The sequence below is a fragment of the Lentilitoribacter sp. JB5-8 genome (assembly GCF_055693385.1).
In genome coordinates this window covers 3,674,394-3,696,876 of the sequence record NZ_CM146332.1, presented here as the reverse complement: position 1 = coordinate 3,696,876, position 22,483 = coordinate 3,674,394, and the positions used below count along the sequence as shown (strand labels likewise).

Here is a 22,483-nt window from a genome sequence, read left to right as displayed (position 1 = left end):
ATGTGTTTTTACAAAAGTGCAAAATATGAATTCTTCAAATTTCCAAATTGAGCTGTCGCAAGTTACCCATGCTTATAAGACAAAAGACGGCCCATTACCTGTGCTAAATAACCTTTCACTGCAAATGCAAAAGGGTACGTTTACCGCTGTCGTTGGCCCATCTGGTTGCGGCAAGTCCACATTAACGCGCCTCATTGCTGGGTTGTTGATCCCGGATCAGGGCGATGTTTATTTGCATGGCGAGAAAGTGAAATCCCCACGTGCAACCGTTGGGATGGCCTTTCAAAATCCGGTACTTCTGGAATGGCGCACAATCTTAGACAATGTGCTTTTGCCGCTGGAAATCGTACCAAACAAATTAAGCAAGGTTGAAAAGGAGGCCCGCGGTCGCGAACTGCTTTCAATGGTTGGCCTTGAAGGTTTTGAAGATAAAAAGCCGTCTGAGCTTTCCGGGGGTATGCGCCAACGCGCATCTCTTTGTCGGTCGATTGTGCATCGACCTGAAGTGTTGATTTTAGATGAGCCATTTGGCGCGCTAGATGCCTTTACGCGCGAAGACTTATGGCAAATCATGCATTCAATCCGTGTGAAAGAAAATGTCACGACACTGCTCATTACACATGATTTGCGCGAGAGTGTGTTTTTAGCAGATCAAATCGTCGTATTGTCTGGCCGCCCAGCAACAGCGCAATTTGTAGCCGATGGGCCGCTACCTATGGATCGCACTTTGGAAGATCTTTACACACCGGAAGCAACCAAACTATTGGCCGAGTTGCGACGTCAAATTCAAATTGCCCAAGGCCGCAATGATGAAGGGGAGGCGGCATAATGAATATTCTACTCTCTCGACAATTCTTGATACCTGTCATTGCCATTTTGGTGTTTCTGCTGCTTTGGGAATGGCTTGTTTGGTTTAATGATTGGCCAAATTACAAAATGGCATCTCCATCTGATTTAGGTCCGGCCTTTTGGAAATTTAAAGGCTTGTTCTTCGAATATGGTTGGCAAACGCTTTGGCGCACCATTGCAGGGCTTATGCTTGCAGTTATATTCGGTGTGCTTATTGGAATGGTGATGGGTTTCTCACGCATCATGCGAGAAGGGCTTTATCCGCTGCTTGTGGGATTTAATGCGATCCCAAAGGCAACAGTTGTTCCGGTTATTGCGCTGATATTTGTCGGTCAGGATAACTTCAATACAGTCTTGATGGCGTTTATGATTTCGTTTTTCCCAATAGCAGTATCTGTGTCTATTGGTCTTTCAACGCTGGAACCTGAATATAGCGATATTTTGCGTTCATTGGGTGCCAGCAAGTTTACGATTTTTTGGAAAATTGCTTTGCCGAAAACATTGCCTGAATTTTTTGGCGCGTTGAAGGTATCTGTTACGCTTGCATTTATCGGTACTAATCTGGTTGAGATTATCCAACCGCACGGAAAAGGGCTGGGGTTCTTGTTTGATAGCGGCAAGATTAGCGCAGATTACCCGCTTATGTTCGCAGTTCTAATCGCACTCGCCTTTTTGGGCATCGTGCTATTCTATATTGTGGTTGTGCTGGAAAAGATCTTCGCAGGCTGGTCAGAGCGCAGTACCTAAAAAAGCGATTCTAGTTAGCGGTTGATCCGCTGGTTGTTTTATCAACGCGTCGAATTGCACGATCAGCAAGGCTTGGTTTTATCTTTAAACCGCGTTTTGGTTTGATAGGTGTATGCGCCGCCAGGATATCATGAATAGGTGAAGATTGACCTTCGCGTGCTGCGGTGAGGTCAATCATCATTGCGGCAATCTCTGCGAGCTCACGGCGCAATTCTGGATCATCCGATGGTGCGCTTTCTTTCTTGAGTTGGTCTACCAATTCATTGTGGCGTGTGCGAAGTCGTTCAACTTTGTTGGCAATTGTTTCAGCAGCAACTTCCTCGTCTACTGTATCTAATTCTTCAGCAATAGGTGCTTTTTTAATAAGCTTTGTCGCTTTGGAGGTTAAATCGTTCTGCTTGCGCTCAGGTGCGGGTTTGCCTGTGAATTTTGACAGCTGCTTTTCAACTTTGCTTAATTGTCGTTCGAGTGCACGTCGTTCAGTTTCGCTTGTTTTTAGCGTTTTCTTAAGTTCGGTTGTTTCAGAACGTACTGAGTTTACGCGCTCTTTTAATCGCTTAATCTCATTTGATTTGTTCTCAATTGTTTGATCGCGATTAGCTAATTTCTCCGTGGCTGATGTCAAACGTTTATTCAGGTTATCAGCACGAGACTTTTCCTGCTCAAGTTCTTTTTCAATCTTTTGCGCTCGATTTTCCAAATCAGATTGGTTGTTGCGCAGCTTTGTGTGTTCGTTTCGAAGTGCATCAATCGTTGAGCGAAGATTTTCTGCTTCAGTGTCTTTGCTTGCTAGGTCGATCTTTTGAGAGCCAACTTCCGTTGATAAGCGGTTTGCTTTATCAATCAGAGCCAGGATCTGCTCTTCCTTTTCCTGATTTGCTTTTTGCGCATCTTTAAGGTTTTGGCGAGATTGTTCGAGCTTACTTTCCTCAGAACGAAGATTGGAACGCAGTTTTCCTGCATCTTCCTTTAAACTGTCTACATTGGCTTGCAGCTCTTGGTTTTGGCTGCGCATTTTAATGATTGTGTCAGATAAGCGAGATGATCCGGCTTTTTCCTCGGTCAGCATTTCGCGTTCTTTTTTGAGTTCGACAGCAATGCGGGCGTTCTCAGCCGCAAAAACCGCACGATCCATATCTTTTGCTGCTTTTATTTCAGCCGCGTTTAATGGAACGGTCGCGCGCATCCTGCGTTCTGTGAGCTTAACCACACGGCGATAAATTGCAGGTGCAACCACCAGGCCGAGTAAAGCGGCCATCAAAAATCCTAGTGCGACAAATAATATGAGCTCAATCAATGTGCTCGATTCCCAGCTTAAGTCTCAAAATGACACATTCCGATAATGTGTGAAGGCCATTAAACATAGCTTGTCAGCGTGAGCAAGCTTTGACTTAAATTATCGTTAAGAACGATCTGGGAATCCTGTTGGAAATACACCGCAACTGTTGGTTTAAGGGGGCTATTATGTCCTAGAAAGGGTTCCAAGTTGGTTTGCTTGTGACTTTTAGATAGCCAACATTGATCCCTAAGCGTGCACCAACGCCAGTTCGAATTGGTACAAGCAGTACATTTTGTCGGCGCATGACGGTCATACCAAGTCCTGCAACTACATAAGCTGAGCCACTTACACCACCAAAACGGCCGTAAATTCCTTCGACACTGGGAAGATTATATACCAGCATCATTGTGCGCGAGCCTTCGCCACCATAGTCAAAGCCAATGGATGGACCTTGCCAAAATGTGGAATGCTGACCAGCGTTTTTCGTATAAAGAACACCTTCGCCATAAGTTAGGCCGCCAACAACTGCGCCAGATGCCTCTTGGCCCAAAACATAACCATTAGGCTGGCCATAACTTGAGAATGCTTTTTCTATAAGCTTTGCTAAAGCACCTGAAGTTGATCCAAAGAAACTATGTCCAGCATCTACAATTTCTTGCGCTGTGTAATAGGTTTCTCCAGTGCTTTGCGCTTTTGCGCTGCTCGTCACAATGGAAAATAGCAGAAAGAATGCACACAGATATCTGCCAAATACATTCAAAGGGGCTAAATACTGTTTCATCGGGGTCTCCACTTGAAAATCGTCACTAAATACACTTATGGGCACATTTTTTTGGCTTAAAGCTATATTCGCGCAATCATGTTAATAAGCAGTTTACCAATTAAGGTTTCATTATGGCTAAGTTGTGAATCATTGTACTGTGCACAACAAATTTGATCTAAACTCGTGTTTAAATCCTAGCACATTTTGCCATTGGAGCTGATTGATGTCGAAAAATCCTGTTCTTACGCTCGCTGGTCATGACCTAGCGGCACTTTTATGTTCTCGCGTTTGTCATGATATTATATCGCCCGTAGGTGCCATTAATAACGGACTAGAGCTATTAGACGAAGGCGGTGCTGACGAAGATGCAATGGATTTGATTAGATCCAGTGCGCTTAATGCTTCTGTTCGGCTCAAGTTTGCACGACTTGCTTTTGGTGCGTCTGGTTCAATTGGCGCTTCTATTGATACAGGTGAAGCTGAACAGGCTATTAAGGATTTTGTTGAGACAGACGGCAAGACTGTTATCAATTGGCATGGGTCGCGCGCAATTGTTCCAAAGAACAAAGTTAAATTGCTTATGAACCTGTTCCTCATTGCCTTTAGCGCTATTCCGCGTGGCGGTGAGATTGATATCTTCTTGGAAGATTTGGAAACGGCACCTCACTTTAGATTGGTATCACGTGGTAAAATGATCCGTGTGCCACCAAAATTCCTAGAATTACATGCCGGCCAAGCGGACGATGCAATTGATGCTCATGCAGTGCAACCATACTATACGATTTTGCTGGCTGAAGAAGCAGGCTTAGAATTGGGATGTGTGATGAACGCCGATGATGTGGTCTTTACAGCTAAATCAGCTTAAATTTTAGTTTCTAGGTTTAAACGCGGATTTCCTTTAGTTATCCGCGTTTTTTTGTGCTTTTTAGAAATTTTTTGTATTGCGCTGCACAAATTTAAGACAGTAGCGGAGTATCTCCGTTTTTCTTTAAGTTATTGAATGATAAACAAAATATCTTTATCCGTGAGTTTTTACTTACCAAATATATGGATGATTGCGTAAGACATTATTAAGTTAGATTGCTAACTGAAAATTTGTTTGCCTTTGTTATTCTGCAGGTCAGGATGAATATATAAGGGGAATGAAATGCAAAGAATTATCGTTGTCGATGAATCTCCGGTGATTTGCAAAGTCGCAAAGCGGATTTTGACAGGGTTTGATTTCGTTGTGGTTGAATCGAACTCATTGAGCCAAGCTCGTAATTATTGCGAAGCAGAATTGCCAGATGTGATCGTTATTGATTCAGATTTGGATGGTGCACTGGATCTCATTGCAGATATCAGAGCTATGGAAGGCGGCAAGGACATCCGCATTGTCTATAGCTTGGTAGAAGCAGATCTTAAACGAATGATGGCTGGTCGCCGTTCTGGCGCAAGTGATTTCTTGTTAAAGCCTTTTGATCGCGCATCATTGTTTAACGTATTTGGTTCGATGAAAGTTGCTGCTTAATCATTTTTTATGAGCGTAAAAAAACCCGCCATAAAGACGGGTTTGATTGTAATTGTTTTTGAAATGACTTACGCGATGTCGCGAAGTTCATTTTCATCTGGCTCGCGAAGAACATAACCTCGACCCCATACGGTTTCGATGTAGTTTGTTCCGCCGGCCGCAGTTGCAAGTTTCTTACGAAGCTTACAAATAAATACGTCGATGATTTTGAGCTCTGGCTCATCCATGCCGCCATATAGGTGGTTAAGGAACATTTCTTTGGTAAGGGTTGTGCCTTTACGCAATGAAAGTAGCTCGAGCATTTGGTATTCTTTACCAGTTAGGTGCACGCGCTGGCCGCCAACTTCAACTGTCTTAGCATCTAAGTTAACGATTAGATCGCCAGTTGTAATCACGGATTGTGCATGACCTTTAGAACGACGAACGATTGCCTGGATGCGGGCAACAAGCTCATCCTTGTGGAATGGCTTTGTCATATAATCATCAGCGCCAAATCCTAGGCCGCGAACTTTATCTTCAATGCCTGCCATACCGGAAAGAATGAGGATTGGAGTCTGAACTTTTGAAAGACGAAGTGTTCTTAATACTTCATAACCAGACATATCTGGCAAATTTAGATCAAGCAAAATGATGTCGTAATCATATAACTTTCCTAAATCGACCCCTTCTTCACCGAGATCTGTTGTGTAAACGTTAAAACTTTCAGACTTAAGCATGAGCTCTATACTTTGAGCTGTCGCACTATCATCCTCAATTAATAAAACACGCATGTGTTTCCCCTTTACCGCCGCCAGACCATTGAAATTCCGGCTTGTTTGGTTCGCTTCGTTTCGTGTTAGAAAGCTGCCATGAAATGGTTAACAAATTCTAATCCTTAATTGCAAGTGTGATTAAAATATTAATTTTTTTATCAGCACCTTGTTTTTCTTAACTAATTTTAATTTCCGTTTACCATAAAATATGAAGGAAATGCGCTAAGCGATTCTGTTGATTCGATAAATTAATGTTTGAAGATTGCGTGAGACTGGTAAAAAAGTTCATTCTGTTTACCTCTGCTTAAAACCTATCACTTATTGTTAATCATACGCGACTTTATTTAATAAGTGCTGCGGGGAGCAGTTATTAGATAGTTTTGGTGGCGTTCGACGAAGTGATTCGTTGAGTATTGAGTTGAGTTCAGGGTTTAAATACCCAGGAGTAATGCGTATGAAGTCACGTGAAAGCCAAACACGTCTCAAACAATTCCAAGTTGCGGAAAAGACCCGTCAGCTAAATGGAATTCAGATTATGATGGCTGAGATGGAAAAAATGGTGGCAGAGCTGGAGTACCAGGTCGCTTCCGAGGAAAAGAAATCGGGGATTTCGGATCCATCTAATTATGCCTATCCGACATTTGCAAAAGCGGCTCGTTTGCGTGCTGAAAATTTGCAAGGGTCTATCCGCGAATTGAAAGTTCAGCTCGATGCAGCTGAATTAGCGCTTGAAGAAGCTGAAGCTGAATTTAATAAAGCAACAGCCCTTGAAGAGCGTGATCAATCACAGCGTATGGGCAAAGCCGGTTAGCAAATTCCAGCTAATTAGAATTCTGATGACTATTTTATAGCGCATCAGAAGATCTTGTATAAACCATAATTCCGTGCCAGATATCCCAGATGGGATGAACTGGCGGCGGTATTTATGGTTTTTTTGCGTCTTTATGTCTAACCTTGGCACCAATTGCGTTTGCACTCGGCATTGTTCTGCCACTGGTTAAGTTTGAGAGTTTTTATTTTTTCGACGAGACGCCGTCGTTAATTGGAATTGTTTCCACTTTAATAGAAGGTGGCGATATATTGCTTGCCATATTGGTTGGCTGCGTTTCAATTTTGTTCCCAATCGTCAAACAATTTGCTGTCCTGCTCGAAGCGCTCAGCAGGAATAAAGAACAGCCTGATTTTTTGATCAAACTCGTGCCATTATTATCTAAATGGTCGATGATGGATGTGTTGTTGGTGGCAATTGTAATCGTTGCTGCGAAAACATCTGGCTTGGCAAATGCGTTTTCTCAACCAGGATTGTGGTTTTATGCTGCTTCGGCGCTGCTCACAATTCTTGGTCATTCGGCGATTAAGAAAATCTAGACGTAACAACGCACCCGAACTAATGGATAGATCAGGTGCGTTTGTTTAAATTAGATAAATCTAATGACGGTATTGTTGAATGCGCGTTGTACGCAATCCCGCAAGACCGTAATCATTGATTGATGCCTGCCAAGACAAAAACTCTTCAACAGTTAGGGTATATTTTTCGCAAGCTTCTTCTAAACTTAAAAGGCCACCGCGAACCGCAGCCACTACTTCAGCTTTTCTGCGAATTACCCATCTGCGTGTTGTTGCAGGCGGAAGATCGGCGATCGTTAAGGGGCTGCCGTCAGGCCCAATTACAAACTTAACTCTAGGTCGTATCATTTCGGTCATTGTACTCTCTTACTTTTCAAGACCAACACTGCCTCCACTTTACCGCCACAATTTTAATTTTTGCCTAAAGCGTCGGTAAGGAATTGGTAAGAATTGTGCTAGGATGGAGCGAATGAACAAATACGATTGCAAATCGGTGAAAAATGTTCGTGATATGCCAAAAGGGTACGTAAAAGTGATTATTTTAGCCAAAAATGATGATTTAGCCGCAATTAAGCGTTGTGCTGAACTCGCCTATGAACCCTATATTGAGGTAATTGGACGAAAACCGGCGCCAATGGTGGCAGATTTTGCAAAATTAATTTCTGAAAAAAATGTCTATATCAAAAAAGATGGTGAACAGAACCTTACTGGATTTATTGTTTTTTACCCTCAAGGCGATGTAATGCATTTGGAAAATATCGCTGTGATGCCGTTTGCTCACGGTATGGGTATTGGCCGACAAATGATGGACTATTGCGAAGATCGAGCAATTGCGTTGGGCTGTAATGCCATTGAGCCTTATACAAATGAGAAGATGAGCGCGAATTTAGCGATCTATCCCAGACTTGGTTATTTAGAAACTGACCGACGCATTGAAGATGGGTTTCATCGTGTATATTTTCGAAAGCAGCTGGGTTGAGATGCTAAGAGACATATTGAATGTCGCTTGTTGTTTCGACCCAAAGAGATTATAAGCGGGCAAATGTTAATTGATCAGCGCCTTTAACGCTGTTGAATTGAGGTCAAAAGTGAATAGTTTAGATATAAATAAAGCCCCTGAGGACACTCGGGTGGTTGTCGCCATGTCTGGTGGTGTTGATAGCTCTGTTGTTGCGGGCATTTTAAAACGCCAAGGATATGATGTTTTAGGAATTACATTACAGCTTTATGATCATGGTGCTGCCGTGCACCGTGCAGGTTCTTGCTGTGCTGGGCAGGATATTGATGATGCGCGCCGAGTTTGCGAAACCATCGGAATTCCCCACTATGTTTTGGATTATGAAAAGCGATTTGCTGAAGCGGTGATTAATCCGTTTGCGGAGAGCTATATAGCTGGCGAGACGCCAGTGCCATGCATAGCTTGCAATCAAACCGTAAAATTTGCTGATCTATTGGCAACTGCTAAAGATTTAGGTGCAGATGCATTGGCAACGGGTCACTATATTCGTTCACGTGCAAATCCCACCGAAGAGAACCCCGGACGCAGAGCGCTTTATCGCCCTGTCGATAGCAATCGCGATCAAAGTTACTTCTTGTTTGCAACCACGCAAGATCAGCTTGACTATGTCAGGTTCCCACTTGGAGATTTGCCAAAGTCTGATACCAGAGCACTGGCAGGGGAGATGGGGCTGGTTGTTGCGCAAAAAGCCGATAGTCAGGACATATGTTTTGTGCCGCAAGGCAAATATTCGTCTATTGTTGAAAAATTGCGCCCGGATGCCGTGCTCACCGGCGATATTGTTCATCTTGATGGCCGAGTTCTTGGTACCCATGATGGTATTTTGCGATACACAATTGGTCAGCGCAGAGGGATTGGGGTCTCCGCGGGTGAGCCTTTATATGTTGTTTATATCGATGCACGAACAGCCCGCGTGATTGTTGGTCCAAAAGAAGCGCTTGAAACAAAGTCTGTAACCTTGCGGGATGTGAACTGGTTGGGTGACGAACCTCTTGAAGATATCGGCCCTGAAGGGTTTGAATGTTTTGCTAAAGTACGTTCAACACGTCCTCCAAAGGCTGCGCGAGTTATGCATGTCGATGGTGTTACTAGCGTTGAGTTGATTGAAGGCGAAGAGGGTGTGGCTGCTGGTCAGGCTTGTGTTTTATATTCAAGCCCCGATGATAACGCGCGCGTTTATGGCGGCGGGTTTATCAAGAAATCTTTGCGAGATCCAAAGACAGAGCAGATGTTGCAAATTCTCAATGAGCGATCTGCTACGGAAGTTTCAGCTGAAAGCGCATAATCTTTTGCGATGGATATATGAGTTATCATTTTAGGGTTGTTGAAGATAAAGACATTCCCATGTTGTCACAATGGTTGCGCGCACCGCATCTAAAAGAATGGTGGGGTGATCCTAATGACGAATTGGGCTTGATCAAACACGATCTGAATGATCCTAAAATCAATCTCATGATCGTCGAATATGAAAAACAACCCTTTGCTTATATTCAGGATTATTGCATTCGTGATTGGCCGCAAAGCTATTTTGCGCGCTTTCCAGATACTACCCGGGCAATTGATACATTTGTTGGGCGCGAAGATATGTTAAATGTCGGGCATGGTCGACGTTATCTGCGCCAGCATGCAACAAATCTTATAAAAAATGGTGCCGAACAGGTTGTTATTGACCCGGTAAATGAAAACAAACGTGCTATCAAAGCCTATCAGGGTGCTGGTTTTGAGATAGATTCACTTCACGATACCGATGAGGGTGAAATTTGTTTGATGGTATTTGTTCAAGACTGATGAGGTAATTTATGTTTTCGCGTGGTGATATGAAGTATGAGGCTTTGGCTTTGCCGGATCGGATGAATATGTCTGACGGTGAAATGCAAACTGCCGCAGACGCATTTTACAACAAAATGAAGCGTAGGCATTCTGTACGGGATTTTACAGATCGTGAAGTGCCTCAACATGTAATTGAAAAATGTATTCAAGCAGCCGGCACCGCACCCTCTGGTGCAAACCATCAGCCTTGGCATTTCGTGGCGATTTCAAATCCTGAAGTGAAGCATGAGATCCGGCTTGCAGCTGAAGAAGAAGAACGACAGTTCTATGCAGGAGGCGGAGGCGATGAATGGATCAAAGCACTCGAGCCAATCGGTACCACAGCTGATAAACCTCATTTGGACATTGCGCCTTGGCTAATTATTGTTTTTGCCCAACGTTGGGGTGAGTTTGATGACGGGCAGCGATTTAAAAACTACTATGTTCCTGAAAGCGTTGGTATTGCGACAGGGGTACTTTTAACAGCTTTGCATCATTCAGGTTTGGTAACACTCACTCATACACCAAATCCGATGAAGTTTCTCAACGAGAAATTTGATCGTCCGCAATCAGAAAAACCAGTGATGATCATAGCGGTTGGTCACCCCGCGGATGATGCAACGGTTCCCAGTGTTGCAAAAATCAAAAAGCCTTTGGATGAGATTCTCACCGTTTGCGGATAGTCATTAGTATTTCCAGATCCAACGAATATGTGATCAAGGTTACAGATTTGTAACTTGAGATTGTTCGTTGGCTTGGGCAGGCTAGCTGAGTTGTTTGCAAACCGAAAAGGAAATTCACCATGAATGAGCATGTTCCCAACATCCGTAAAACAGCAAAAGACTTCCCTCAAGAGCTGTTAGACCTTTATGATTTTTATGCGCATGGCAAAATGACCAAGCGAGAGTTTTTAGACAAAGCTGGAAAATTTGCCGTAGGTGGTATCACCGCTTCTGTTCTTTTAGGTCAACTTGCACCCAATTACGCGCTTGCCCAACAGGTTGCCCCTGATGATGAGGGTATCACAACAGAGCGCATGACCTACCCGTCACCAAATGGAAATGGTGATGTAAATGGATATTTGGTGAAACCGGCTGGCGCAACTGGCAAATTGCCAGCAGTTCTGGTTATTCATGAGAACCGTGGGTTAAATCCATATATTGAAGATGTCGCACGCCGTATGGCAAAAGCGGGCTTTATGGCTTTAGCACCTGATGGATTGACTTCTGTTGGTGGATATCCAGGCAGTGATGATAAGGGTCGCGAACTGCAGCGCACGGTTGACCGTGGTAAGTTGTTGAACGACTTTTTCGCTGGATTTGAGCATTTGTTAAAACGTGATGATAGCACGGGCAAAGTTGGCGCTGTCGGATTTTGTTATGGTGGCGGTGTGGTTAACGCCATTTCGGTTGCTTATCCTGAATTAGCGGCCGGTGTTCCTTTTTATGGTCGTCAAGCGGCTGTTGAGGATGTGCCATCGATTAAAGCGCCATTGATGTTTCAGTTCGGGGAGCTTGATACCCGCATTAATGAGGGTTGGCCACCATATGAAGCTGCACTGAAAGCTGCTGGAAAAACATTTGAAGCGCATATCTATCCCAATGCCAATCATGGTTTCCACAATGATACAACACCCAGATATGATGAAGCGAATGCCAAGCTTGCAGAAGAACGCACCATTGCATTTTTCAACCAATATCTCGCCTAATATGGTCAAGGCGCCTCTCAACGGGGCGCCTATAAAATAGCATTTGCTTATTTTTTGTTCAATAATATGCCTAATTAATAGTCTTTTATTGAATTATCTGCCTGAAAATCACCTACTTGATTAAGTTGTAATCATAAAATAGCTAATAAAATCAGCTTTTGATTAAATAAATAACATTTTTATTAACACTTGGCACACGCTTTGCGTCACCGTGAGTAAGAATTGAGCATCGAGGATGGGTGCTTATTACTTTAATGACAATACAAGGGGTGTTTCTCGTGGTTGGAACAGACGTATTTTTCGTTCTATTGGGGGCGATTTTAGTTTTCGCAATGCATGGTGGTTTTGCGTTTTTAGAGGTCGGCACAGTACGACATAAAAATCAGGTCAACGCGCTGGTTAAGATTATTGCAGATTTTGCAATCTCAACAGTTGCTTATTTCGTGATTGGTTATTCAGTTGCTTATGGCACAAACTTTTTCGCCGATGCGACAACGCTTTCAGGCGGGGAGGGTACAGGATTTGCAGCACAAGGCCTCGACCTTGTGAAACTGTTCTTCTTGGTGACTTTTGCAGCAGCGATTCCGGCTATTATTTCTGGTGGTATTGCCGAACGTGCAAAATTTTATCCGCAGTTGATCGCATCTGCTGTCATCGTTGGTTTCTTCTACCCGTTCTTTGAAGGCATGATCTGGGGTGGTAATTATGGTTTTCAAGGTTGGCTGAATGAAACATTTGGTGCTGAATTCCATGATTTTGCTGGTTCAATTGTTGTCCATGCAGTTGGTGGCTGGATTGCGCTTGCTGCAGTGATTTTACTTGGTGCGCGTTACCGCCGTTATAAAGACGGCGTGCGCACACCAAACTTCGCGCCTTCATCTATTCCGTGGTTGGCTATGGGGTCTTGGATGCTGTGTATTGGTTGGTTCGGTTTCAATGTCATGACGCATGGTTCTGTTGAAGGTGTATCAGGCCTAACAGCGCTGAACTCACTGATGGCTATGGTTGGCGGTATTTTGGTTGCGCTGGTTATTGGCAAGAATGACCCTGGCTTCATCCACAACGGAGCGCTTGCCGGTTTGGTTGCCGTTTGTGCGGGTTCTGATATTATGAACCCAATTGGCTCGCTTGTTGTTGGCGGTGTTGCTGGGGCAATCTTCGTGATCTTCTTTAATCTATGTCAGAGCAAATGGCAGATCGATGATGTGCTTGGTGTATGGCCGCTGCATGGTCTTTGCGGTCTTTGGGGAGGTATTGCCTGCGGTGTCTTTGGTACAGAAGCACTTGGTGGCTTAGGTGGCGTGACCTTTATGAGCCAGCTTGTCGGTTCAATTGCAGGCGCAGGCTATGCATTGGTCATTGGCTTTATTGTCTATGGTGCGTTGCGTGCGACGATGGGTATTCGCCTAACGGATGAAGAGCAGCAAATGGGTGCTGATTTAGCGATCCATAAAATTGGTGCAAATCCTGAGGGCTAAGTGCAATTTAGCTTAAACAGGTTTGTTTGATGAAGGCCAGCGTGTTCAATCACACGCTGGCCTTTTTTCTTAGGTTTTAGCCGCGGATAAAACCCCGGCGCTGATGAGCAGACTTCCACCTGTTCGTTCGGCCCATTTGATCACATTTGGATTTTGCATGCCTTTTCGTGCCCGTGCAGCGAAGGCTGTGTAGAGCCACATATTGATGAAAGCAAGTACTAGAAATGTTGTAATGCAAATTGCAGCTTGTGGGAGAAAGCTAGACTGTGGGCTGATAAATTGTGGTACAAACGCAATGAAGAAAATAATTCCTTTGGGGTTTAAAGCAGTTACAATCAAAGCTTCACGAAACATCTTTTGGGGCGATTTTAAACGGTTGACGCTTTGAGTTTCGCTGCCAATGCTTTTTCCAGCATTTTTGATCATCGATATGCCGATATAAATGAGATAGGCAACACCAGCCCATTTGATGATCTGAAAAGCTTCAGATGATGCGAGTAAGATCGTGCCCACGCCAAGCATGGACAGAGTGGTCGCAATTAAATCACCTGCGACAACGCCCCAAACAGTTGGGGCAACAGCACGTTGTCCATGTGCTATGGCTTGTCCCACCGCCATGATGATGGAGGGGCCGGGGATAATAAGAACGATGATAGATGCGATAACAAAGGCGATATAGTTTTCAATTGGCATAATATTCTCCTGCAGAGAGAGGAGTAATCCCTGCAGAAGATCAATTGTCAATCACCTTGTTATTTTAGTTCATATTCTTGCCAATTATTTCAAATCAGCTGATGAGAACAGAACTGTATATTTTTCGCAGAAGATCGCGACGGATCCAAAGTCTGCAGGATCTACGCCTTCAGGCAATTCATAACTTTGTGCGCCGGATGTTGATTTAAGCACACCAAGATTAAGATGCTTGCCTGCGATGACATCATTGCCGTCTTTAAGGCCTGATCCTTCAACAAGAAAAACTTTCAGATCCGGGCCAGCGCTGGAAGTGAAGTCGGATAATTCAAGTGTGTGTTTGCCGCTATCATCTTTGACAATTTTGACATTTCCTTCGCCAATATAATTTCCGCCCACACCTTTAATCATACCGGTTGAAATGGACATCATTTCTGCTTGGGCTGAGCCTGCACCCAAGAAGTTGTCAGACGTTGAAGCTAAAGGGGCGGCAAAGATAGTGAGTGCGGAGAATGCGAGTGCGATCGAAATGTTTTTCATGGTGTTACCCTTCCAATAAGTGTTGGAAAGAGATGTATCACTTCGCTAAAAATGCGCAATTGACGTCTTTTCACAAATTGGAGAGGAGGGCGTTACTCATCTGCGATTAGCATTTAATGCTGGACGGCTCCGGCCTCAAGAATTTTTACAATTTCCAAGCCGTCGTCTACCGTAACTCTTGGTTTTGATCCGGTTTTGATAGCGTTGATAAAGTCTTCAAGTTCAGCAGTGAGCGGCATGCTTTGTTTAACGGCGATATATTCAGGCTCCACCATTTCGCTTTGCCAACCCATGTCATCTTCCCAGACTTTGTGATTGTAAAGCGCAAGCTTTTGATCCCACGGCAGTGCATCGTCAAATGACATCATGGCTTTTGAACCGACTAAAGTTAAACGACGCTCGCGGTAAGGATTAAGCCTTGAGGTGAGCACATGCGCTTTCACGCCTGAGGGAAATCCAAGGTGAAGATGTGCAAAATCACTCAGATGATTGAGCGTTGCTGCCCCTTCGCCATGTATCCGATCAGGTGCTTGACCTGTGACAGCCAAAATGAGGGAGAGATCATGTGGAGCGATATCCCAAAGTGCATCATTTTTAGGGTGAAACTTACCCAAGCCGACGCGATGAGAATGGATATATTTTAACTCACCCAAATCGCCAGCTTGAAACATTGATAACATTCTTTCAAAGGCAGAATGATAGCGCAGGATATGGCCCGTCATTGCAACTTTTCCAGCGGCTTTGGCGGCATCCACGACGCTTTGAGCATCTTGTGTGTTAAGGGCAATTGGCTTTTCGATTAGAACATGCTTACCGGCATTTAATGCCTTAATGGCATTTTGCGCATGAAGGTGAGGGGGCAGCGCAAATACAATGCCATCAATCTGATCACTCGCTAAAATTTCGTCCAGTGAATTTGCAGGAACGTTAAACTTTTCAGCCGCTTGGTTGGCGCTATCAGCATTTAAATCACTCACGGCTCTTAGCGCGCCCAACTCGGATAAGGTGCGGGCATGATTTGTCCCCCAATAGCCACAACCCACAACCGCAATGTTTGTCTTGTTATTCATTCATTCGTCCAACTTTGATCTGCGGATTGTAGCACTAAAGCGGTCAGTGCATTTACGCAAGTTTACAAGTGTTATTATCATCACAATACCCAAAATAAGCTGGATTTGAGCAAATAAAAACCAGGCAAAGGGGTATAAGTTTCGGCCCTGAAACCGCGTTAAAATTAAAACCTTATGTTTTGTGCGAAAAATCTCGTAAAATGCTTGACACTTTAGCATAGTCCACCTTATATGCCGCCGATCTGTTAAGAACAGTGGCGCATATTCAACGCGCTGTGTGGCGGGGTAGCTCAGGTGGTTAGAGCAGCGGAATCATAATCCGCGTGTCGGGGGTTCAAGTCCCTCTCCCGCTACCAAAAATCTCAATAAAAACAATATACTAAACACAATCTAGCATAGTAGCGCGTGCTAAAAGTTAGCATATTCGGCTAACATAGCGCTAGCATAGCACAATTATCCCAATATTTTAACGCTGATCTGCCGTTGAGCTAGCATAGAACTAGCATAGTAAACAGCAATAATAAGATTTAACATTCTGCTAAGTATAGGAATAAAATCCTTGGTGTGTGTTGATTAAGCTATTGATATTGCTTGATAATAGATCGTTTCCCCGTAAGTAATTGTTTTTGCTCCTTTAAAGGTCTGGCTTTAGTTTCGTTTGAGAGAAGGAGACAAGCAATGAGCGCATTAATTGAGGACAAAAAGTACAAAATATTCAAACCCAGCAATAGCAGCAAATATTGGGTGAGGTTTTCAATAAAAGGGCAGGGGCAGCAGCGTCAATCACTTGGTACGGATGACGAGAATGAAGCTGAGCAATTAGCAAGTGCTGCTTGGCATGAAGCCAATGCACTGCATAAAGCTGGGCTAAGCGTAACACGCAAGAAGTTTGAAATGATAGCTGAGGAATTCATCAAAGAAATCGAGTTCGAAGTTGAGTGTGGTGAGAAAGAAGAATATCAGCTCAAACAGTATATTCCGATCATTCGTAGATACTTCATTGAGTATTTTGAGAAGAAAGCTCTGTCAGCAATAACAAGTGCTGATATTCAAGCCTACTGGAAATGGCGAGCGTCATATTGGTCAACAGGACCTGGTCGAAATCAAAAGTATATTCATTACGAACGTGATCAGCTCGTTGATGGAGAATCAGTCCCAATCAAAATCAGACGACCCGTCAAAGAAGGTCCGCCTTCGAAAAGTACAATGAACAAAGAAGCCATGGTGCTGCGCCAGCTATTCGAGTTTGGACGTAGACACAAATACACACTTGATGCACCAATTATCAAAACACAAAATTCGAAGAAACGTTCTATCACTGCTAAACCAGGTTTCACACTCAAAGAATTCTTACGTTTGGAAAGTGTAAGTCTTTCTCGCATTGCAGAGGCTGAACAATATAATGATCAAGATAAATTGCTCAACAAGCGTCGCAAGCTTCATTGCTACATAATGATAGCAGGCTTTACTGGAATGCGTCCCACAGAGCTTAAACGAATGATATGGGGTGATATTGAAGCACGTGAGTTAGAGCTTGATAATGGCCAAGTCTATGATGCCACAGTTATTCAAGTCAGAGGCAAGGGCAAAGAACGTGAGATGGTTCCGCTGCCAGAGGTTCTTACTCACCTGAATATTCTAAGAAACCTGTTCCATATGGAATTAGGACGTGCTCCCAATAACGATGATCCAGTCTTTGCCAATCCAAATGGGATTGCAGTTCAAAGTTTTAAATCTGGCTTGGCCGAACTGCTAAAAGCAGCAAACCTACGAACATCTGCAGATGGTCGATTACGAGACAGCGGATCGTTCAGACCCTTCTACATATCTCAGCAAATTCGAGAAGGCGTGAACCCACATATGCTGATACGCAACACGGGTACATCCGGCAAAATGGTCAATGAGCATTACAATAAGATCCTTCCAACCGAGGAGATTGCTAAACTCACGCCAGATTGGTTGAAACGAAGAATTAGTAAACGTTGATTTTAAGATCAATGTTGAGGCATTCTAATTGTGTTCAACGTTTTAATGTATTTTGATAGTAATGCGATTTATGGTAGAATGAGGAAATATCGACTCGTGAAATCAGTTGCTCAGCTTCGATAGTATGCTGTTTTAGAGATTGGCTTTCATTTGAACTGAAATGCACTATCAAATTCTTTCGGGATAAAATTGACATATTTAGCAGCAAATAATCTTGACGATCTCATGCACAAGGTTTTTTCTCTTTTATTGCAAAATAAAAAACGTTTGGTAGCGACTAAAGGTGCAAATTACGAAGAAATAGGTGTAACTCTTGGATTGAAAAATCCACGGTTTAGAATGAGCCGTTCATTATCTCGACAAATACTCGCGTCTTGTTTAGGTGAACTTCTATGGTATTTGTCGGGTTCAAGAGAACTTGCTCAGATACAGTACTATTTATCTAGGTATGATGAGGCATCTGATGATGGAAAGACCGTTCATGGAGCCTATGGCCCACGACTTATGCGAGCTGACGGTCTGAATCAAATTCAAAATATAATTGAACGTCTGCAACGTAAACCCACAACAAGACGAGCCGTAATTCAGTTGTTTGAAGCTGACGACTTACTGCATGAATATAAAGACATACCTTGTACTTGTAGCCTGCAATTTTTACTAAGAAATAATCGACTCAATTTGGTGACATATATGCGTTCAAATGATGCGTTTGTGGGACTTCCTCATGATATATTTTGTTTTACTATGATACAGGAAATCATTGCGAGAAGTTTAGGTGTTGAATTGGGAGTGTATCGCCATTCTATAGGTAGCTTGCACATTTATGAAGAAAGTGTGGATGGTGCTAATCGATTTATCAATGAAGGATTCCAGGAGCCCCTTGCAATGCCTGTTATGCCAAAAATAGATCCGTGGGCAGCTATTACCAAACTTAAAAAAGCTGAAGAAAGTTTGCGGTCGGGTAATTTTTCGACGTCCAATGAATTGAAAAATGAGGTAGCTCCATACTGGGCAGATTTAATAAGAATTTTGGAAGTTTGGTCATTGCAAAAGCAAAAACATGACAAACGCTCATTTGTGAGAGTTAAAGCAGAAATGCACTCATCGGTTTATGAAGCATATACCAGAAAGTTTGAATTAAGGGCACGAGTTCCTGCAAAGCAAGAAGAACTTCAATTTGAGGATTAAGATGAAGTTTCACAAAAATAGAATAGATGAGTTGAAGGAAAACCTTCGTCAATTCAGTCGAGACGATACTGAACTTTTGGGAATTAAATTGGTGGAGTCCGAACTAGTTCTTTGTCAGCAAATTATCGATAGTTTACGTAGAGTTGAATTTGTTAAACAAATTTCAATGCGAGAAGTTTCTGTTTCTCGGACTAATCCAAACCTTAAAGAGTTTGATCCACTACGCGCAGCTATTTATTTTAGAAATAACGGGGATTTGAATGAAGCTTTTTGGCTGACATTTTTGGCAACTCACTGTGGCAAGCACGAAATGTATGGTTGGCGTTTGGCTGCAGCATTGTATGGAGGTTTTTCTGTTCCTAGCAAATGGACTTGGGTTGAAGTGAGTGCTGACCCAGATAGTTTCATTCAATGGTTAGATGAAAATCGTCAAATGTTTCTCGCACAAAACAATCATTATCATTTCAGCAACCATCGAAAATATGAGAGTTTAGATGTTCAAAGGAGATTCCATACCGGCTTGGTAGTTAAATCATATGTGGACTGGATTAGTAATTTTGGTGATCACTCAAAGCTACTTAGAAACATGCATGACAAAGTAGGGCAACATCCGGAAGTTCTGTTTGACCAACTTTACGGTGAAGTCAATAAAAATGTACTTCGGTTCGGTCGGTTAGGGACTTTTGATTTTTTGTGTATGTTGGGAAAACTTAATCTGGCTCCAATTGAACCAGGATCAACATACATAAAAACTGCTACAGGTCCAAAGCAAGGCGCTATGTTACTTATAGAAGGTAATCGTAATGGGTCCAAACAAGTAGGAGAGCTTGAAGACACTTTAAAACGCCTTGCGCAAAAATTAGGTATTGGAATGCAAGAGCTGGAAGATGCATTATGCAATTGGCAAAAACAACCAACAGCATATTTTCATTTTAGAGGCTAATTCCACTTATATCGTCTCTTAAGAAAATTCATACGTGATGGGTCTATCAAATTTTGATGCTGCATTTGACCAACTAGTATGCCTGCAGAAATTCCAATTTTATAGGCCATTTTTATAATCTGTTTTGTAGAGATTTTTGAACTTTGAATTAATTTCCAATATCGTTTTGGGATTAATGTATCTGATGCAAATTGATTGGCTTCATCTTCGAAGTGATCTTTTTCAGCAGAAGTTCCTTCCAGAAATAAGTGCGTCTCATGATGTAAAACTAAATGAGCAACCTCATGAAAGAAAGTAAACCAGAAGTGATCGTCAGATAAATGTCTAAAACTGAGTTGCAAGATCGCTCTCTGGTTAGTGAGTATTCTGGTTGCACCGCTTGCTCTGCAGCCCTTTGGAGCCTTTATAACTGCTAATCCAACTCCTGAATTTGCACAGATTTCTGTCATTATGGGTAGAAATTTACTTGGATCAGAAGTCCTGCACAGTCTTCTCAATTCAGGAATACTACTCTCCAATTTATTTGGGTCGAATAGAGGAAGGTTTTCGGTTGGAGTTGTAATTTCTGCTCTTCTTAACCATGCGAGTGTAGCTAGGCTATTCGCATCAAATGATGATGTTGTTCGAAAAGCAATCCCGTCGATCAACTTTTTATATCGAAGTTGCCATTCGACCAAAGTATCACACTCGAAGTAATCTAATGTGTTTTCTATTTTTTCATGGATTTTTCTGGTTTGTGGTACCCAGCCATTCTTGGCTATCTCGGCATATGGAAGCTGTCTAACCCATTGTTCCTCATCAATGGTTGGATCATGAGAAATTTCCGATTGAAATTGGGAATCACGGCGCATCCAAAACTCAGGTGAACCACCGATTCTCTCTGATATTTTTTCGGCTAAATCACTACTTATCGGTGAGTGCTCATAATAAACTGTTAGAATTTCGGCACCAATCTCATCTGAGATTTGATCGATAGAATTACCCATTTCAGAAAGCATATGACTGATAGTTGCACTTGGGCTTGAACTCCAATCTGCAAGGTCCTGCATCGTTCTGCTCATTTTATTCCCCTGATCGCTATAATCTTTATTCGGAAAACAATGTTCCAGTCAACGTTGTTATGTATATCATTTTGTGATGTCGGTTCAAGAATTGGCATTGCTTCAACAAGGTTTTGGTCGTTATAGTTAGAAGATATATTTCCATTCTCCAAATCAACGTTGAAAAGGTTAGTTAACATGCTGAGTTCTTTCAGATTTTCAGAAGCTTTAATATCTGCAAGCCTTGCATGAAGGTACTCCGCGTGTGCGGTTCCAAGTTGTCTGTATGCAGAATTCTTATTGAGGCAAATTCGTCGTAATGCTTTTGTTAAATAGGTTATTTCCAAAAAAAAGCCTTCTACATGTCAACGTCGAATCAGTTCAGTAGATCAATCTTAGATGGTATTTATTTAAATGATAGGTAAATTCATTCTGAGTTTTTACTATCAGATAGTACTTCACCCAACTTTGCGAACAGCTCCAGCGTTTGATCATCCATCTGACCAGCAAGTAGATTAAGCCGTGTGAGAAGCTGCTGGCGCTCACCAGATAGATCCTCATCCATACCCTCAAAGAATTCCCGCATGGGAACTTTAAAAACTTCGGCAATATCAGCGAGTGTTGAGAAATTGGGTGCTGTCTTGCCACGCTCCAAATTGGAGATGGTTTCAAAAGCCTTATCAATTGCTTCTGCCAACTGCGCTTGTGTTAAGCCGTGTTGATGGCGGAGTGTTTTCACACGATACCCGATGTTCTGTTTCAATAGATCACTCATATAACGAGTTATAAAGCCGTGTAAAGTGGTTGACCATGTAATTGAAAGACAGTATTGCTAACAATATTAGTAATTATAAGCCGATTATCAACGCTGGATTTGATGTTTCAGCGAATGATGGCGCTTGCTCTGAGACCAAATGGAGATTGAAATGAAACTATTAGCAATTGTTGTATTGGGAATTTTGTTTGCTGCTACGCTGGCGAGGGCAGATGAGACCGCAGTTAAAATGCTGCATAAGCGGTTGAACACCTGTGATGCTGATGCGAAACAAACAGGCGTTCCTATGCATGGGGAATGTTCAGAAGCTCAGTTTGAACTCTCAAAGCAGTACCCATCATATGCTGAGTATCAAGCAGCTCGTAAAGCCAATCAATAAGTATTTCTTACTAGGTTGAGTTCTCTAACTCGCAGGTCGGTTCTTACGACGTTCTATGCATGCGGGTCATACGCGCAGTTATTCATTTAGCTGCGCGTTTTGCATTTGAAGATATGAATTTGAACACCCTGTGGCTGGAAAAAATATTTGTAGAAAAATCAGAACTCACAGGTCACGCATTCGAAAACCAGAGGAAAATGATATGAAGCAAAATGAACCACATAAAGTTGACATAGCTGTTGGTGGCAACTTGAGAATACTGAGACAGCAACGTGGCTTTACACAAAGTGAGTTGGGTGAAGTGCTTGGGATAACGTTCCAACAAATTCAAAAATATGAAAAGGGCAGTAACCGCATATCTGCAAGCAAGCTATACGAGATAGCTGAGTTCTTTGGCGTATGTGTTTCGTCATTCTTTGAAGGCTGTGGTGATAAGAAACAAACGACAGGTATTTATCAACTGAACAAAGATGCAACAGATGTTGCCTTTGCTATGGATAAGATAGCTGATCCCAAACTCCGCAAGCAGATTAAACAGCTTGTTATTACGATCTCTGAGTAATCATCGCTCGTTCAATTCCTATATTACCAACTCTTTTCCATAAAACGGTC

General features: G+C 42.7%; 26 protein-coding genes and 1 tRNA gene. 18 read left to right on the top strand and 9 right to left on the bottom strand.

The window, feature by feature from the left end; translation table 11 throughout:
* Positions 1-25: 25 nt before the first annotated feature.
* Both ACZ1GZ_RS17875 and ACZ1GZ_RS17870 read left to right on the top strand, forming a co-directional pair.
* Entirely contained in the window at positions 26-829 is an 804-nt protein-coding gene (locus tag ACZ1GZ_RS17875; protein WP_472666229.1) for an ABC transporter ATP-binding protein, read from the top strand.
* Complete coding sequence (locus tag ACZ1GZ_RS17870) at positions 829-1,596, top strand: ABC transporter permease (RefSeq protein ID WP_472666228.1); 768 nt, start codon at positions 829-831, stop codon at positions 1,594-1,596. The genes ACZ1GZ_RS17875 and ACZ1GZ_RS17870 overlap by 1 nt, the downstream gene beginning before the upstream one ends.
* Positions 1,597-1,606: 10 nt before the next feature.
* Here the strand turns inward: ACZ1GZ_RS17870 and ACZ1GZ_RS17865 are convergent, their stop codons facing one another.
* Both ACZ1GZ_RS17865 and ACZ1GZ_RS17860 read right to left on the bottom strand, forming a co-directional pair.
* The gene (locus ACZ1GZ_RS17865; RefSeq protein ID WP_472666226.1) at positions 1,607-2,854 is read right to left on the bottom strand and encodes a hypothetical protein; all 1,248 of its coding nucleotides are present in this window, start codon (positions 2,852-2,854) and stop codon (positions 1,607-1,609) included.
* A gap of 211 nt (positions 2,855-3,065) precedes the next feature.
* Positions 3,066-3,656, bottom strand: coding sequence for a DUF1134 domain-containing protein (locus ACZ1GZ_RS17860; RefSeq protein WP_472666224.1), 591 nt, complete (start codon positions 3,654-3,656; stop codon positions 3,066-3,068).
* Between the two features lie 205 nt (positions 3,657-3,861).
* Between ACZ1GZ_RS17860 and chpT the strand changes: the two genes are divergently transcribed.
* Entirely contained in the window at positions 3,862-4,503 is a 642-nt protein-coding gene (gene chpT, locus ACZ1GZ_RS17855) for a histidine phosphotransferase ChpT (protein ID WP_472666223.1), read from the top strand.
* A gap of 282 nt (positions 4,504-4,785) precedes the next feature.
* On the top strand, positions 4,786-5,148 hold the full coding sequence (locus tag ACZ1GZ_RS17850) for a response regulator (RefSeq protein ID WP_472666221.1): 363 nt from the start codon (positions 4,786-4,788) through the stop codon (positions 5,146-5,148).
* A gap of 68 nt (positions 5,149-5,216) precedes the next feature.
* Here ACZ1GZ_RS17850 and ctrA read toward each other — a convergent pair whose 3' ends face one another.
* Positions 5,217-5,918 (bottom strand): response regulator transcription factor CtrA, encoded by a 702-nt coding sequence (ctrA, locus tag ACZ1GZ_RS17845; protein ID WP_472666220.1) that lies wholly within the window; start codon positions 5,916-5,918, stop codon positions 5,217-5,219.
* Between the two features lie 436 nt (positions 5,919-6,354).
* Between ctrA and ACZ1GZ_RS17840 the strand changes: the two genes are divergently transcribed.
* Complete coding sequence (locus ACZ1GZ_RS17840; protein ID WP_472666219.1) at positions 6,355-6,711, top strand: flagellar export protein FliJ; 357 nt, start codon at positions 6,355-6,357, stop codon at positions 6,709-6,711.
* A 143-nt stretch (positions 6,712-6,854) separates the two neighbouring features.
* Positions 6,855-7,268, top strand: a complete 414-nt coding sequence (locus ACZ1GZ_RS17835) for a paraquat-inducible protein A (protein ID WP_472666217.1) — start codon at positions 6,855-6,857, stop codon at positions 7,266-7,268.
* A gap of 60 nt (positions 7,269-7,328) precedes the next feature.
* On the opposite strand, the gene sciP is transcribed toward ACZ1GZ_RS17835, so the two are convergent.
* Positions 7,329-7,604: a CtrA inhibitor SciP gene (gene sciP / locus ACZ1GZ_RS17830; protein ID WP_472666216.1), complete on the bottom strand. Its 276-nt coding sequence runs from the start codon at positions 7,602-7,604 to the stop codon at positions 7,329-7,331.
* Between the two features lie 112 nt (positions 7,605-7,716).
* On the opposite strand from sciP, the gene ACZ1GZ_RS17825 reads away from it, so the two are divergent.
* The 6 genes from ACZ1GZ_RS17825 to ACZ1GZ_RS17800 all read left to right on the top strand — a co-directional run bounded on the left by ACZ1GZ_RS17825 (position 7,717) and on the right by ACZ1GZ_RS17800 (position 13,260).
* Positions 7,717-8,226, top strand: a complete 510-nt coding sequence (locus tag ACZ1GZ_RS17825; RefSeq protein WP_472666214.1) for a GNAT family N-acetyltransferase — start codon at positions 7,717-7,719, stop codon at positions 8,224-8,226.
* Positions 8,227-8,335: 109 nt separating this feature from the next.
* Entirely contained in the window at positions 8,336-9,550 is a 1,215-nt protein-coding gene (gene mnmA / locus ACZ1GZ_RS17820; protein ID WP_472666213.1) for a tRNA 2-thiouridine(34) synthase MnmA, read from the top strand.
* A 17-nt stretch (positions 9,551-9,567) separates the two neighbouring features.
* Positions 9,568-10,053 carry a GNAT family N-acetyltransferase gene (locus tag ACZ1GZ_RS17815; RefSeq protein WP_472666211.1) on the top strand — a complete coding sequence of 162 codons (486 nt, stop codon included), beginning with the start codon at positions 9,568-9,570 and terminating at the stop codon, positions 10,051-10,053.
* 11 nt (positions 10,054-10,064) lie between these two features.
* Entirely contained in the window at positions 10,065-10,757 is a 693-nt protein-coding gene (locus ACZ1GZ_RS17810) for a nitroreductase family protein (RefSeq protein WP_472666210.1), read from the top strand.
* A gap of 119 nt (positions 10,758-10,876) precedes the next feature.
* Entirely contained in the window at positions 10,877-11,782 is a 906-nt protein-coding gene (yghX, locus tag ACZ1GZ_RS17805) for a YghX family hydrolase (protein WP_472666209.1), read from the top strand.
* Between the two features lie 278 nt (positions 11,783-12,060).
* A complete protein-coding gene (locus tag ACZ1GZ_RS17800) occupies positions 12,061-13,260 on the top strand; it encodes an ammonium transporter (RefSeq protein ID WP_472666208.1) in 1,200 nt (399 codons plus the stop codon).
* 69 nt (positions 13,261-13,329) lie between these two features.
* On the opposite strand, the gene ACZ1GZ_RS17795 is transcribed toward ACZ1GZ_RS17800, so the two are convergent.
* The 3 genes from ACZ1GZ_RS17795 to ACZ1GZ_RS17785 form a co-directional block, all read right to left on the bottom strand.
* Complete coding sequence (locus tag ACZ1GZ_RS17795) at positions 13,330-13,953, bottom strand: LysE family translocator (protein WP_472666207.1); 624 nt, start codon at positions 13,951-13,953, stop codon at positions 13,330-13,332.
* Between the two features lie 84 nt (positions 13,954-14,037).
* A complete protein-coding gene (locus tag ACZ1GZ_RS17790; RefSeq protein WP_472666206.1) occupies positions 14,038-14,490 on the bottom strand; it encodes a DM13 domain-containing protein in 453 nt (150 codons plus the stop codon).
* A gap of 113 nt (positions 14,491-14,603) precedes the next feature.
* On the bottom strand, positions 14,604-15,560 hold the full coding sequence (locus ACZ1GZ_RS17785) for a Gfo/Idh/MocA family protein (RefSeq protein WP_472666205.1): 957 nt from the start codon (positions 15,558-15,560) through the stop codon (positions 14,604-14,606).
* 279 nt (positions 15,561-15,839) lie between these two features.
* Between ACZ1GZ_RS17785 and ACZ1GZ_RS17780 the strand changes: the two genes are divergently transcribed.
* The 4 genes from ACZ1GZ_RS17780 (at position 15,840) to ACZ1GZ_RS17765 (ending at position 19,677) form a co-directional block, all read left to right on the top strand.
* Positions 15,840-15,916 (top strand) — tRNA-Met (locus ACZ1GZ_RS17780).
* Between the two features lie 322 nt (positions 15,917-16,238).
* On the top strand, positions 16,239-17,546 hold the full coding sequence (locus ACZ1GZ_RS17775; RefSeq protein WP_472666203.1) for a hypothetical protein: 1,308 nt from the start codon (positions 16,239-16,241) through the stop codon (positions 17,544-17,546).
* Positions 17,547-17,735: 189 nt separating this feature from the next.
* Entirely contained in the window at positions 17,736-18,734 is a 999-nt protein-coding gene (locus tag ACZ1GZ_RS17770; RefSeq protein ID WP_472666202.1) for a thymidylate synthase, read from the top strand.
* 1 nt (position 18,735) lies between these two features.
* Positions 18,736-19,677 carry an alpha-glutamyl/putrescinyl thymine pyrophosphorylase clade 3 protein gene (locus ACZ1GZ_RS17765; RefSeq protein ID WP_472666201.1) on the top strand — a complete coding sequence of 314 codons (942 nt, stop codon included), beginning with the start codon at positions 18,736-18,738 and terminating at the stop codon, positions 19,675-19,677.
* Here the strand turns inward: ACZ1GZ_RS17765 and ACZ1GZ_RS17760 are convergent.
* The gene (locus ACZ1GZ_RS17760) at positions 19,674-20,738 is read right to left on the bottom strand and encodes an XRE family transcriptional regulator (protein WP_472666200.1); all 1,065 of its coding nucleotides are present in this window, start codon (positions 20,736-20,738) and stop codon (positions 19,674-19,676) included. The two genes, ACZ1GZ_RS17765 and ACZ1GZ_RS17760, sit on opposite strands and share 4 nt — an antisense overlap.
* A gap of 406 nt (positions 20,739-21,144) precedes the next feature.
* Positions 21,145-21,480, bottom strand: a complete 336-nt coding sequence (locus ACZ1GZ_RS17755) for a helix-turn-helix domain-containing protein (RefSeq protein ID WP_472666198.1) — start codon at positions 21,478-21,480, stop codon at positions 21,145-21,147.
* Positions 21,481-21,643: 163 nt separating this feature from the next.
* On the opposite strand from ACZ1GZ_RS17755, the gene ACZ1GZ_RS17750 reads away from it, so the two are divergent.
* Entirely contained in the window at positions 21,644-21,871 is a 228-nt protein-coding gene (locus ACZ1GZ_RS17750) for a hypothetical protein (RefSeq protein WP_472666197.1), read from the top strand.
* Between the two features lie 202 nt (positions 21,872-22,073).
* Entirely contained in the window at positions 22,074-22,433 is a 360-nt protein-coding gene (locus ACZ1GZ_RS17745) for a helix-turn-helix domain-containing protein (RefSeq protein WP_472666196.1), read from the top strand.
* Positions 22,434-22,483: the final 50 nt, after the last annotated feature.

What these genes read in the sequence shown, in the direction of transcription:
- ACZ1GZ_RS17810 (WP_472666210.1), top strand. Translation starts at nt 10,065, where the DNA reads ATGTTTTCGCGTGGTGATATGAAGTATGAGGCTTTGGCTTTGCCGGAT.
- ACZ1GZ_RS17785 (WP_472666205.1), bottom strand. Translation starts at nt 15,560, where the DNA reads ATGAATAACAAGACAAACATTGCGGTTGTGGGTTGTGGCTATTGGGGG.
- ACZ1GZ_RS17875 (WP_472666229.1), top strand. Translation starts at nt 26, where the DNA reads ATGAATTCTTCAAATTTCCAAATTGAGCTGTCGCAAGTTACCCATGCT.
- yghX (WP_472666209.1), top strand. Translation starts at nt 10,877, where the DNA reads ATGAATGAGCATGTTCCCAACATCCGTAAAACAGCAAAAGACTTCCCT.
- ACZ1GZ_RS17825 (WP_472666214.1), top strand. Translation starts at nt 7,717, where the DNA reads ATGAACAAATACGATTGCAAATCGGTGAAAAATGTTCGTGATATGCCA.
- ACZ1GZ_RS17795 (WP_472666207.1), bottom strand. Translation starts at nt 13,953, where the DNA reads ATGCCAATTGAAAACTATATCGCCTTTGTTATCGCATCTATCATCGTT.
- ACZ1GZ_RS17870 (WP_472666228.1), top strand. Translation starts at nt 829, where the DNA reads ATGAATATTCTACTCTCTCGACAATTCTTGATACCTGTCATTGCCATT.
- ACZ1GZ_RS17815 (WP_472666211.1), top strand. Translation starts at nt 9,568, where the DNA reads ATGAGTTATCATTTTAGGGTTGTTGAAGATAAAGACATTCCCATGTTG.
- ACZ1GZ_RS17860 (WP_472666224.1), bottom strand. Translation starts at nt 3,656, where the DNA reads ATGAAACAGTATTTAGCCCCTTTGAATGTATTTGGCAGATATCTGTGT.
- ACZ1GZ_RS17750 (WP_472666197.1), top strand. Translation starts at nt 21,644, where the DNA reads ATGAAACTATTAGCAATTGTTGTATTGGGAATTTTGTTTGCTGCTACG.
- ACZ1GZ_RS17840 (WP_472666219.1), top strand. Translation starts at nt 6,355, where the DNA reads ATGAAGTCACGTGAAAGCCAAACACGTCTCAAACAATTCCAAGTTGCG.
- ctrA (WP_472666220.1), bottom strand. Translation starts at nt 5,918, where the DNA reads ATGCGTGTTTTATTAATTGAGGATGATAGTGCGACAGCTCAAAGTATA.
- chpT (WP_472666223.1), top strand. Translation starts at nt 3,862, where the DNA reads ATGTCGAAAAATCCTGTTCTTACGCTCGCTGGTCATGACCTAGCGGCA.
- ACZ1GZ_RS17790 (WP_472666206.1), bottom strand. Translation starts at nt 14,490, where the DNA reads ATGAAAAACATTTCGATCGCACTCGCATTCTCCGCACTCACTATCTTT.
- ACZ1GZ_RS17850 (WP_472666221.1), top strand. Translation starts at nt 4,786, where the DNA reads ATGCAAAGAATTATCGTTGTCGATGAATCTCCGGTGATTTGCAAAGTC.
- sciP (WP_472666216.1), bottom strand. Translation starts at nt 7,604, where the DNA reads ATGACCGAAATGATACGACCTAGAGTTAAGTTTGTAATTGGGCCTGAC.
- ACZ1GZ_RS17760 (WP_472666200.1), bottom strand. Translation starts at nt 20,738, where the DNA reads ATGAGCAGAACGATGCAGGACCTTGCAGATTGGAGTTCAAGCCCAAGT.
- ACZ1GZ_RS17745 (WP_472666196.1), top strand. Translation starts at nt 22,074, where the DNA reads ATGAAGCAAAATGAACCACATAAAGTTGACATAGCTGTTGGTGGCAAC.
- ACZ1GZ_RS17865 (WP_472666226.1), bottom strand. Translation starts at nt 2,854, where the DNA reads ATGGCCGCTTTACTCGGCCTGGTGGTTGCACCTGCAATTTATCGCCGT.
- ACZ1GZ_RS17775 (WP_472666203.1), top strand. Translation starts at nt 16,239, where the DNA reads ATGAGCGCATTAATTGAGGACAAAAAGTACAAAATATTCAAACCCAGC.
- ACZ1GZ_RS17765 (WP_472666201.1), top strand. Translation starts at nt 18,736, where the DNA reads ATGAAGTTTCACAAAAATAGAATAGATGAGTTGAAGGAAAACCTTCGT.